The organism is Pandoraea pnomenusa (assembly GCF_040391475.1).
GTDB classification, from domain to species: Bacteria; Pseudomonadota; Gammaproteobacteria; order Burkholderiales; family Burkholderiaceae; genus Pandoraea; species Pandoraea pnomenusa_C.
On sequence record NZ_JBEBXS010000038.1, the window covers coordinates 19,205 to 30,608 of the forward strand.

Annotated in this window: 11 protein-coding genes; 6 read left to right on the forward strand and 5 right to left on the reverse strand. The window is 64.4% G+C overall.

The window, feature by feature from the left end; genetic code table 11:
• Positions 1 to 256 precede the first annotated feature (256 nt).
• Together ABWO90_RS24055 and ABWO90_RS24060 are read left to right on the forward strand one after the other, a co-directional pair.
• Positions 257 to 460 (forward strand): cold-shock protein, encoded by a 204-nt coding sequence (locus ABWO90_RS24055; protein WP_039399001.1) that lies wholly within the window; start codon positions 257 to 259, stop codon positions 458 to 460.
• 148 nt (positions 461 to 608) lie between these two features.
• Complete coding sequence (locus ABWO90_RS24060) at positions 609 to 1,604, forward strand: glutathione S-transferase family protein (protein ID WP_353193734.1); 996 nt, start codon at positions 609 to 611, stop codon at positions 1,602 to 1,604.
• Positions 1,605 to 1,730: 126 nt separating this feature from the next.
• Here ABWO90_RS24060 and purT read toward each other — a convergent pair whose 3' ends face one another.
• Positions 1,731 to 2,933, reverse strand: coding sequence for a formate-dependent phosphoribosylglycinamide formyltransferase (gene purT / locus ABWO90_RS24065; RefSeq protein ID WP_353193735.1), 1,203 nt, complete (start codon positions 2,931 to 2,933; stop codon positions 1,731 to 1,733).
• A gap of 185 nt (positions 2,934 to 3,118) precedes the next feature.
• On the reverse strand, positions 3,119 to 3,799 hold the full coding sequence (locus ABWO90_RS24070) for a TetR/AcrR family transcriptional regulator (RefSeq protein ID WP_353193736.1): 681 nt from the start codon (positions 3,797 to 3,799) through the stop codon (positions 3,119 to 3,121).
• 106 nt (positions 3,800 to 3,905) lie between these two features.
• On the opposite strand from ABWO90_RS24070, the gene ABWO90_RS24075 reads away from it, so the two are divergent.
• The 4 genes from ABWO90_RS24075 to ABWO90_RS24090 all read left to right on the forward strand — a co-directional run bounded on the left by ABWO90_RS24075 (position 3,906) and on the right by ABWO90_RS24090 (position 9,347).
• A complete protein-coding gene (locus tag ABWO90_RS24075; protein WP_353193737.1) occupies positions 3,906 to 4,802 on the forward strand; it encodes an SDR family NAD(P)-dependent oxidoreductase in 897 nt (298 codons plus the stop codon).
• A 22-nt stretch (positions 4,803 to 4,824) separates the two neighbouring features.
• Complete coding sequence (locus tag ABWO90_RS24080; RefSeq protein ID WP_353193738.1) at positions 4,825 to 6,414, forward strand: flavin-containing monooxygenase; 1,590 nt, start codon at positions 4,825 to 4,827, stop codon at positions 6,412 to 6,414.
• A 94-nt stretch (positions 6,415 to 6,508) separates the two neighbouring features.
• On the forward strand, positions 6,509 to 7,525 hold the full coding sequence (locus ABWO90_RS24085) for an alpha/beta fold hydrolase (protein WP_353193739.1): 1,017 nt from the start codon (positions 6,509 to 6,511) through the stop codon (positions 7,523 to 7,525).
• A gap of 172 nt (positions 7,526 to 7,697) precedes the next feature.
• Positions 7,698 to 9,347 carry an MBL fold metallo-hydrolase gene (locus ABWO90_RS24090; RefSeq protein ID WP_353193740.1) on the forward strand — a complete coding sequence of 550 codons (1,650 nt, stop codon included), beginning with the start codon at positions 7,698 to 7,700 and terminating at the stop codon, positions 9,345 to 9,347.
• Positions 9,348 to 9,421: 74 nt separating this feature from the next.
• Here the strand turns inward: ABWO90_RS24090 and ABWO90_RS24095 are convergent, their stop codons facing one another.
• From ABWO90_RS24095 to ABWO90_RS24105, 3 genes are all read right to left on the reverse strand, one after another.
• Positions 9,422 to 9,670 (reverse strand): hypothetical protein, encoded by a 249-nt coding sequence (locus tag ABWO90_RS24095; RefSeq protein WP_353193741.1) that lies wholly within the window; start codon positions 9,668 to 9,670, stop codon positions 9,422 to 9,424.
• Between the two features lie 79 nt (positions 9,671 to 9,749).
• On the reverse strand, positions 9,750 to 10,004 hold the full coding sequence (locus ABWO90_RS24100; protein ID WP_353193742.1) for a DUF1488 family protein: 255 nt from the start codon (positions 10,002 to 10,004) through the stop codon (positions 9,750 to 9,752).
• Between the two features lie 446 nt (positions 10,005 to 10,450).
• Positions 10,451 to 11,227 carry an enoyl-CoA hydratase gene (locus tag ABWO90_RS24105; protein ID WP_353193743.1) on the reverse strand — a complete coding sequence of 259 codons (777 nt, stop codon included), beginning with the start codon at positions 11,225 to 11,227 and terminating at the stop codon, positions 10,451 to 10,453.
• Positions 11,228 to 11,404: the final 177 nt, after the last annotated feature.

Below are 11,404 nucleotides of genomic sequence, written 5' to 3' on the forward strand. Positions count from 1 at the left end.
CCGGTATCGACTTCTGCATGTCGCGTCGCAGCGAAAATTGGCTGGAAACTGGCGTGGATCAACAATCTAAAAGTTTCCCTGCTTGACACTTTCCGGCCTTTCCCGTAAAAAAACGGGTGCATGAACGTTGTATGGCGAGTCTTGTGTTCATCTAATGTCGCCCTCTGCGTCACCTCGGTTGTACCTGATCAGCTTTAATGTCATGCGCTCGCTGAGCTTCTCGCTCGCTCATTTGAAAACTTTAAGGATTTAAGAAATGGCAACTGGTACCGTCAAGTGGTTTAACGACGCCAAGGGTTTTGGTTTTATTACGCCGGACGAAGGCGGTGAAGATCTCTTCGCCCACTTCTCGGAAATCCAAGCGAAGGGCTTCAAGTCGCTGCAAGAAAACCAAAAGGTCAGCTTCGAAGTGAAGATGGGACCGAAGGGCCGTCAGGCCAGCAACATCCAGCCGATCTAAGCGTCGGAAGGATGTTTCGCCGATGATCGCTTGACGATCGACGCGACTCGGACAGTGCTGCAAAGCCTGTCCGAACCGAAAACCCCGCTCACGCGGGGTTTTTTCGTTTTTGCAGGTATGCTGACCCTTTCGATCCGGAGGTGATGCGATGGGCTTACTGGTTGATGGCGAGTGGCATACCGACTGGTACGACACGCGCGCCACGGGCGGACGCTTCGAGCGCCGTCCCGCGACATTCCGTCATTGGGTCACGCCCGACGGTGCCCCCGGCGCGGGCGGCGAAGGCGGGTTCGCTGCCGAGCGAGGCCGTTACCTGCTCTACGTGAGCCTCGCGTGCCCGTGGGCGCATCGCACGCTCATCATGCGCGCGCTCAAGGGGCTGCAGGACATGATCCCTGTCGCCGTCGTGAACTGGCTGATGCTCGACGACGGCTGGACCTTCCGCCCCGGCCCCGGCGTGAGCGGCGATCCGGTGGGCAATGCGCCGTTTCTGAGAGACGTCTATCTCGCCGCCGACGAGCGCTTCACCGGCCGCGTGACCGTGCCCGTCCTCTGGGACACGCAACGGCGCACCATCGTCAGCAATGAGTCCTCCGAGATCCTGCGCATGTTCAACAGTGCCTTCGACGGCCTCGGCGCGATTCCCGGCGACTACTATCCACTGGTGCTTCGCGAGGAGATCGATGCCCTCAACGCCCGCATCTACGACACGGTGAACAATGGGGTGTACAAGGCCGGATTCGCCACGACGCAGGCCGCCTATGAGGAAGCCGTCGCACCGCTCTTCGAGACACTCGACTGGCTCGACGAACGTCTGGCCACGCGACGCTTCCTGACCGGCGAGCGCATGACGGAAGCCGATATTCGCCTGTTCACCACGCTGATCCGTTTCGACGCCGTCTATGTCGGTCACTTCAAGTGCAACCTGCGCCGCATCGCCGACTACCCCAACCTCTCGGCATACACGCGCGACGTGTACCAGCAACCGGGGATCGCCGCGACAGTGAACTTCCAGCACATCAAGGGGCATTACTACGAGAGCCATCGCACGATCAACCCGACGGGCATCGTGCCGATGGGGCCGCTGCAGGACCTCGATGCCCCGCATGGTCGCGAACAGATGATTACGCTGCAACGCACCTGAGCGATGGCGTCAACATGTCCCTCAACACGGCTTGAGGCATGAAAAAGCGGGCGTGGTGTGCCGAAGCTCACCACGCCCGCTTTTCCTTCGCGATCGCTCAACGACCGCCGGAACACCGATCGACGATCAGACTGCCCTCGGTTTCACCCGGCTCGCCGCTTCAACGGCGTTGCTGCGCGCCACATCCAGATTCTCGTCATAGGCCAGCGCAACGCCCATGCGACGCTTGACGAAGCTCTCCGGCTTGCCGAACAGACGAATGTCCGTACGCGGCACTTGTAGCGCCTTGTCGACACCGTCGAACACGATGCCTGTCGCGTCCACACCGCCGTAGATGACCGCGCTCGCACCCGGCGTCTTCAACGTGGTATCGACGGGCAAACCGAGAATCGCGCGCGCGTGCAATTCGAACTCGTTCTGCCACTGCGTGATCATCGTGACCATGCCCGTGTCGTGCGGACGCGGGCTCACTTCGCTGAACCACACGTCGTCGCCCTTCACGAACAGCTCGACACCGAAAATGCCCTGCCCGCCAAGATTGTTCGTGACCTCACGCGCGATCAGACGCGCGCGCTCCAGCGCCACCGACGACATCGGGTGCGGCTGCCAGCTCTCGACGTAATCGCCGCTCACCTGCTTATGTCCGATCGGCGCGCAGAAGTGCGTTTCGACCTGGGCGTCGGCCCCGCGAGCGCGCACCGTCAGCAGCGTGATCTCGTAGTCGAAATCGATGAAGCCTTCGACGATGATGCGGCCGTGGCTCACGCGGCCACCGGCCATCGCGTAGTCCCAGGCGGCCTTCACGTCGCCCGGGCCGTCGATCTTGCTCTGCCCCTTGCCCGAGCTGCTCATCACCGGCTTGACGATGCACGGATACCCGATGCCGCCATCGATGGCGGCCTGCAATTGTTCGAGCGAATCGCAGAACTGGTACGGGCTCGTCGGCAGGCTTAGCGTTTCGGCGGCCAGACGGCGGATGCCTTCTCGATCCATGGTCAGGCGCGCGGCGCGCGCCGTGGGAATCACGCGCACAACGCCGTCAGCCTCGAGTGCTTCGAGCATGGGCGTCGCGATCGCTTCGATTTCCGGCACGACGAGGTCCGGCTTTTCGGCTTCGATCAGCGCCTTGATTTGCTCGGGATCGGTCATCGCGATGGTGCGCGCGTGGTGCGCGATCTGCTGCCCCGGCGCGTTTTCGTAGCGGTCGACGGCAATCGTCTCGACGCCGAGGCGCTGCAATGCGATCAAGACCTCGCGGCCGAGTTCGCCTGCGCCCAACAACATGACCTTCGTCGCGCTCGGCGACAGCGGGGTTCCGATAGTGGTCATTTTCGACCTTTGGAGAGTGAGAAATAAGGCGCGCCGACGCCCGCAGGCGTCATCCGCAAAAATCGTATTGTAGCGAGCCGGACCGGCCGTGCGCGATTCGGCACATCGGGAGGCGTTGCGACGTCATGAGCAAACCTCGGGAAACGTTGAGAGGCGCCAGGAAGCGACACCCGGCAGCGGCAATCTCAGACGAGTGCGCCACGCAGCACGCGACGGCACGCCGATACCATGCACGCCTCGCTGTCCTGATAGCCCGTGAGCACCCACGCGGTGCCGGCATTGGTCATCGCACCGACCAGCGCCAGCCCGACGATTCGCGCTTGCGCCTGTGTGTCGTCATCGGCGGGCAGCGGCGCCTCCGTCATGCCCAGAATCAGCTTCACGAATTCGAAGATGTAGCGCTGATAGGTCAGGTCGGTTTCCGGACTCACGCCCATCACTTCGAGCAGCAACACGCGGGCGGCATGGGGATCCCGCAGGAACGCGAAGAACGTGTGCAGCCCCGCGTCGAGCCGCGCGTCGAGTGTCGGCGCGCTCGACGCGACTGCGGCCTGCAATTGGCCGAGCAGCGCGCCCGCATGATGGGCATACGTCTCACGCAGCAGATGCTCCATGTTCTCGAACGCCGCGTAGAAGTACCGATCGTTGAGCCGGGCGAGCCGGCACACCGAGCGCACCGTCGCCCGCCGAAAGCCCACCGTGCCGAACACCTCGGTCGCCGCGTCGATCAGCGCCACCCGGCGCGCCTGCTCGCGCTGCGCCTGCCCGACGCCGCCATAGCGCCGCCCCGCCACCCCTTGCGATGCCAGTGCCGGCGGTGCAGCGTCCTTCGATTCGAGTCCCTGTTCCATTTCGCTATTTGACATCACCCGGACGGAAAACTAAAGTGGCGACACGCATCACCAAATTATAGACGACGCGATTACCGTGACAAGACGGCACATCGACGCAGCCCTGACGGGAGACAGCACAATGAAGACGTTCACGGACAAGGTGGCCGCAATCACCGGTGCCGGCTCCGGCATGGGTCGCTCGCTGGCGCTCGAACTGGCGCGTCGCGGCACGCATCTCGCACTCTCCGACATCGACGAGGCCAGTGTGGCGAGCACCGCCGTCGCCTGCCGGGCGCTCGGCGTGCGCGTGACATCCCAACGGCTCGACGTGGCCGATCGCGATGCCGTCTTTGCCTGGGCAAGCGACACGGCAGCGGCGCACGGCAAGATCCATCTGCTGTTCAACAACGCGGGCGTGTCGCTGTCGGTACCGGTCGCCACCGCGAGCCTCGCGGACTTCGAATGGCTGATGAATATCAATTTCTGGGGCGTCGTGCACGGCACCCAGGCCTTTCTTCCCCATCTGACGGCATCGGGCGACGGTCACATCGTGAACACGTCGAGCCTCTTCGGCATCATTGCCATGCCCACGCAATCGGCTTACAACGCGAGCAAGTTTGCCGTGCGAGGGTTCACCGAAGCGCTGCGCATGGAACTGGAACTCGCACACGCGCCCGTGTCGTGCACCTGCGTGCATCCGGGGGGCGTGGCGACCAACATCGTTCAGACATCGCGCATCGACGACAGCATTACCGCGCTCACCGGCCTCGACGCACAGACACATCGGCGCCGTGCCAACAAGCTCATCGACGTGACCAGTGCAGACGCCGCAGCCCGTCAGATCCTGACGGGCGTCGAGCGCAATGCGCGACGCGTGCTTGTGGGATCGGACGCCCGACGTGTCGACAAACTGGCACGCTTGCTCGGCGCGGGCTATCAGGCCCTTGTCGTCTGGCTGTACCGGCGCACGGCGATGAAACGCCCGCGCGCGGCGCGCGAACGCGACGCGGCCACCCGCCCCACCGCGACCAAATAACCGACGGCCGGAGGTCATCCCCATGACGACAAACCGCACGCCCCCCGATATTGCCAGCGTTGCCACGGATCTCGACGTCATCGTCGTCGGCGCAGGCCTGTCCGGCATCGCTGCCGCGCACTATCTGCGCGAGCGCTGCCCGGGCAGCCGCTTCACCGTGCTCGAGGCGCGTGCCTCACTGGGCGGCACGTGGGATCTCTTCCGTTATCCCGGCGTGCGCTCCGATTCCGACATGTTCACGCTCGGCTTCAGCTTCCGGCCCTGGGCGAGCGAACAGGCCATTGCCGACGGCAGCAAGATTCTCGACTACCTCAAGGACACCGCGCACGCCGAAGGCCTCGACGGCCGGATCCGCTATGGCCACAAGGTTCGTGAAGCCCGCTGGGATTCGAGCATCGCGCGCTGGACGCTGGAGGTCGAGCGGACCCACGACGACGGCCGGCAAGACACGCAGTCGCTCACGTGCCGCTTCCTGTTCATGTGCAGCGGGTACTACGCCTACGACGCCGGGCATGCCCCGACATGGCCGGGGATGGAGACGTTCGGCGGCCAGATCGTGCATCCGCAGCATTGGCCTGCCGAACTCGACTATCGGGACAAGCGTGTCGTCATCATCGGCAGCGGCGCCACGGCGGTAACGTTGCTGCCGAGCATGGCGTCGGATGCCGCGCACGTCACCATGCTGCAACGTTCACCGAGCTACATCCTGTCGATGCCCCAGCGCGATGGCGTCGCCGACCGGCTGCGCCGGTGGCTGCCTGCAGGCGCAGCGCATCGCATCGTGCGCATAAAGAACGTGCTGATCACGCTCGGCTTCTACAACGCCGCACGACGCTGGCCCCACGCTATCCGCCGCGTGCTGATCCGTCGCGCGGCACGGCAGGCACAGGGACATGTCGACGTGGCGCGCGATCTCACGCCGCGCTACAACCCGTGGGACCAGCGGCTCTGTCTGGCGCCGAACGGCGACATCTTCAAGGCACTGCGCAGCGGTCGGGCCAGCATCGTGACGGACGACATCGCGTCGTTCACGCCGCAAGGGATCGCACTGTCCAGTGGCAAGACACTGGATGCCGACATCGTCGTGACCGCCACCGGCTTGCGTGTTCAGTTGATGGGCGGCGCGCGGCTGCTGGTCGACGGCAAGCCGGTCGTGCTGTCGGACGCCGTCGCCTACAAGGGCATGATGTACAGCGACGTGCCCAACCTCGCGTCGATCTTCGGCTACACCAACGCATCGTGGACGCTCAAGGCCGAGCTTATCGCGCAGTACGTCTGCCGTCTGATCATCCATATGGATGCGCACGGCGTCGACACGTGTGTGCCGCGCCTGCGCGACGGCGAGCATGCCGAGATGCCGGCCATCGGGCTGACGTCGGGCTATATTCAGCGCGCGGCCGGGGTGCTGCCGAAGCAAGGCGGACGCAAGCCGTGGGTGTTCTACCAGAGCTATCTGCGCGATCTGCGGCTCATGCGCTGGGGGTGTGTCGACGACGGTGCGATGCAATTCGAACGTCGCGCCACGCATGCGGTCGAATCGGGACTTGCGGCGAGTGCCGCGAGTGAATCCGGCGCGTCGGCGGCCGCGAGCGCGGTTGCGGCGTCGCGTTAGTCGGCGACGTGCAGCCCAATGCCCGACAGCGACGTCGCGTTGCCACGATACAGTCTCGCTGACGCCGTCCCCTTTTTCCGGTCGCCACGACATCATGCTCATTGCCTATCTGTTCGGTTGCCTCGTCATCGCGTTTGTCGCCATCGTCCTCGTCCTGCGGCGTCTCACCCGCCGTGTGGCGCGTCGCGCGGAGGCGGCCGTACCACCGGACGGCAAGTTCCTCGACATTGACGGCGAGCGGCTGCACTACGTCGACTTCGGACGCGGCCCCGCCGTCGTGTTCATCCACGGCCTGTGCGGGCAACTGCGCAACTTCGCTTACCTGCCGCTTGAAGCGCTGGCCAGCTCGCATCGCGTCATCCTGGTGGATCGCCCTGGCTCCGGCTACTCGACACGCGCGCGCCCGGGCGACGGCACCATTGCCTCGCAAGCCGGTGTGATCGCGCAATTGATCGACAAGCTCGCGCTCGAGCGTCCGCTGGTCGTCGGCCATTCGCTGGGTGGCGCCGTCTCGCTGACACTGGCGCTCGATCACCCCGAGCGCGTGGGCGCGCTGGCCTTGATCGCGCCGCTGACGCAGCCCGCGTCGGAAGTCCCCGCGCCTTTCCGCGCGCTCGCGATCCGTAGCCCGTGGTGGCGCCGCTGGGTCGCCCGCACGCTGGCCGTACCGATCGGCATGATGACGGGACGCACGACACTCACCCACGTCTTCGGTCCGGAAGACGCGCCCAAGGACTTTTTGATTCGTGGCGGCGGCGTACTCGGCTTCCGTCCGGGCAACTTCGAATCGGGCAGTGGCGACATGCTCGCGGCAGAGCACGACATGCCCGGCATCGCCGCGCGCTACGGCGCGCTGACGGTGCCCGTCGACATTCTTTTCGGACGTCAGGACCGCATTCTGAGCGCTCGCGCCCACGGTGAGTCGATGCCAGCCGCCAGCGAGCGCGTGCGCGTGTCGCTGGTCGATGGCGGTCACATGCTGCCCGTTACACAACCTGAGACGACGATGCAGTGGCTGCTCGACGTTGCGGCCCGCATGCCGTCGTCGAGGCAGTACGGGCCCCGCCCCACCGCCATCGTGTCGACGCACGCCGCCAACGACGCCGCCTGACGTTCACCGCTGTCGTACATCGGGATTTACCCCGCGGGACTCACCCGCCTGCGGTAGCGCGCGTCCGATGGCACACTAGGGACTTTCCGATTTCGCGCGGCCCGCGATGCCAAGCGCCGCCCGTCACATGTCCGAACGTCCCGACGCGCCCCTGGTACCCCGCAGCCTTCGCATGGCCGCAAGCCTCGTCCTGCTGCGTGCACGCGCGAGCGGCATGGAAGTCCTGCTGCTGCGACGCGCCGTGCACGCCAGCGATCACAGCTCCGATGCCTACGTCTTTCCCGGCGGCGTGGTCGACGCCGGCGACCGGCGGGGTCATGCGGTGTGTGCGGGGCTCGACGACGACGATGCGAGCCGTCGCCTGCAGTTGCCCGAAGGCGGTCTGGACTACTACGTGGCCGCGATCCGCGAGTGTTTCGAAGAGACGGGGATCCTGCTGGCCGACGACGCCGATGGCGCGACGCTCGACGACGCGCGTCTGCATGCCATGCGAACGCAACGCGACGCCCTGCACGACGGCAAGACCGACATTGCGTCGCTATGCAGCAGGTTCGACGTGCGGCTCACGCCCCGGCATCTTCACTATCTGAGTCACTGGGTCACGCCGCTGAGCCTGCCGAAGCGCTTCGACACGCGCTTCTTTCTGGCGACATTACCCGCGGGACAGCAAGTCGAGGTCGATGGACTCGAGACAGCGGCGCACCGCTGGATGCGCCCCCACTACGCGCTCACGCACGCCGATCAATTGCGACTGCTACCGCCCACCCGCAAGTTGCTCCAATGGCTCGACGGCATGGCGACACTCGACAATGCCGTGTCGGCCGCCGACGCGTTGCAGACGATACCGCGCATTCAGCCGCGTCTCGCGCAAGGCAAGCGCGGGCGCTGGCCGATCACGCCCGACGATCCGGCGTGGGCAGAACTGATGCTGACCGATCCGCAAGATACGGGCGCCGGCAACTACGACATCGTGCCAGGGCGTGTGGTGACGCTGATGCCCGGCGTGTTGCGTGTCACAGCGGCCAACCCCGGCATGATGACCGGTCCGGGCACGAATACCTACCTGATCGGCGGCGGTGCGGACAACACCTGGGCAGTGATCGATCCGGGCCCGGACGATCCCATGCACATCGACGCGATTCTCCGCGCCGCGCCCGGCCCCATCCGACAGATCTTCGTTACGCACACGCACCGCGACCATTCGCCGGGCGCGCGGTTGCTGAAGGCGAAAACCGGTGCGACGACGTATGGCATGCAAGCCCTTCACGACGAAGGGCAGGACACGTCGTTCGTCCCCGATGCCCCGCTCGCGGACAACACGGCCGTGACGCTGCCGGACGGGCGCGTACTTCACGCCATTCATACTCCCGGGCATGCGGCGAATCACCTTTGCTACGCGCTCGGCGATGGAAAACTGGTCTTCACCGGCGACCACGTCATGCAGGGCTCGACGGTCGTCATCAATCCCCCCGACGGGCACATGACAACGTATCTCGCTTCACTGGAAAAGCTGGCGTCTCTCGGCGCCGATTGGCTTGCGCCGGGCCATGGCTTCGTGATGGATCGTCCTGCGCAGCGGATCGCCCGCCTCGTCGCACACCGGCTCGCGCGCGAGGCACGTGTGCTCGACGCCCTGGCGCAGACGGGCGCCACCACGCTCGAGGCGCTGACGCCTGTCGTGTACGCCGACGTGCCGCTCACGCGACACGGCGTTGCGCGACGCTCACTGCGGGCGCATCTGGAGAAGTTGCAGGAGGATGGCCGTGCGGCCGTATCGGCGGACGGTGTGTGGCGGCTGACCGGCGGCGTCACCGCGACCTGATCGCGCTGCGCCCCCGCACGTCGACCGTCCCGCGTCACGGGCACGGTCAGCACCCGGGTGGACCCAACCGGACTTCAGTCCTCGCCGTCGCCAAGCAACTCGTCGACGATGCGCTCCCCGGCCTTGCGACCGGCCATCTCGGCATCGAGTCGATTGTCGCGATGGCCGTCCGGCGAGCGTACCTCCGGCCCCTCGGGGTTGCCGTGACGGATGACCTGCACCAGATAGTCCCAAGGCCCGGCGTATTCATTCTGAAAAGCGCGGACACGAATCTGATAACCCGCGCGGTATTCGTAGACCTGCTCATGCGACGAATAGCTCATGACAGACTCCGGTTAGCGAGATACGGATGACGCTGGATACGGATGCGATCGCGTGCGGCTGCGCGACGATGCCGCGCATTCAATTGAGGTCGACCACAATGGGCTCGGTGCTCGTCCCCTGCGCGATGAGGTTCGCCGCCCGCGTGACGATCTCGTCCTCGACGTCCTCGAACTGCTCGAAGAGCGCTTCCCCACTGGCGTCGGACCTGGCGAGACGATTCAGCGTCGCGCGCGCGATCTGGCACGTCCAGACCTTGCCGTCGACATTAAGGTAGAAGCGCACGAACTCGCCATCCTGAACAAGTCCGAGGCCACCGTGCAGAAAGGGATCCATAACGGTCTCCGCGAGGTACTGGGATTCGATAACGTCCGGTCGTCTAAAAAATCCTAGCACGTTCGAATTCAATCGGTGACATCGCGGCGTCACGCCAATCGCGCGAGGCGAAACGCGTGTACAAGAAAAAAGACCCGCCTGAGGGAGGCGGGTCTCAAAAACCGGAACGCATGGGGCACCATGACAATCCCGGGAAGACAGGGTCATGAGAACATGACGAGTCCATTATGGACGGGACGCACCCCGGCAAAGGCAGGCGACGCACGCGGAATTAGACATAGATCAATGTTTGTGGCGTGGTGAACGCGGTTGCGATAGAGCAAGTGCACCGGGCGGGCGAACGCACTGGGGATAACCCTGACACACGCGCTCACGCGCTGCGGGGCGGTGAAGGTCTGGAAATGTCGATACGCGTTCCGCAGCACTTTCAATACCGGCTCGTTCAATCAGGCGTTTGAGGACTGACGCCGAAAGTCCGGCCTTCGTTTCTCCAGGAACGCGCCCAGTGCCTCACGTGCTGCCGGCTCGCTCAGCATCCGGATAAAGGCGGCTTCTTCCTCCGCCATCTGCCGCGCCACTGCGAGACGTTGACCCGCCTTCATGAGCCGCTTCGTCTCAACCAGACTCGAAAGCGGTTTCTCCGCGAGCTTTCGCACCTGATTTTCGGCGTATGGACTCAATTCTGCGACAGGGAGAACACGGGTCACCAATCCATGGGCGCGCGCATCGGCCGCAGAAATCGCCTCGCCCAGCAGCAACATCTCGGCAGCTCGCAGATAGCCCAGCATCAACGGGCCGAGCAGACTGGAACCGGCTTCGGGACAAAGCCCCAGATTGACAAAAGGCATTGAAAACGTTGCGTTATCCGCCGCGTACACGAAGTCACAATGAAACAACAACGTTGTCCCCACCCCGACGGCAGGCCCACAGACCTGCGCGACCACCGGTTTTGGAAACTCGGCGAGCGCTCGGAGAAACGCGAACGCAGGCCCATCATCGGCAGTCGGGGGATGCGTCAAGAAATCCCGGATATCGTTTCCCGCAGTAAACACCGTGTCATTCCCACGCAGCACACAGACACGCACATCCGGATCTTCAACAGCGGCATTGATCGCTTTCGTGACGATCCGATACATCTCGGCGGTGAGCGCATTCTTGTACGCAGGGCGATTGAAAATTATCGTGAGAACGCCGTCATCGATGCCAATCGTAATTTCACTCATTTGACCGGATTTCCTTGAACAGGCAGACGTTGATACGTTGTCGGAGCGAGTGTCCCGAATCACTCGCGCGGCGCAGGCACTAAGCTCCACTCACCCATTCGGGTACGGCAGCGAACAGATCCCCCACCAGACCGTAGTCCGCCACCGAGAAAATCGGCGCTTCCGGATCCTTGTTGA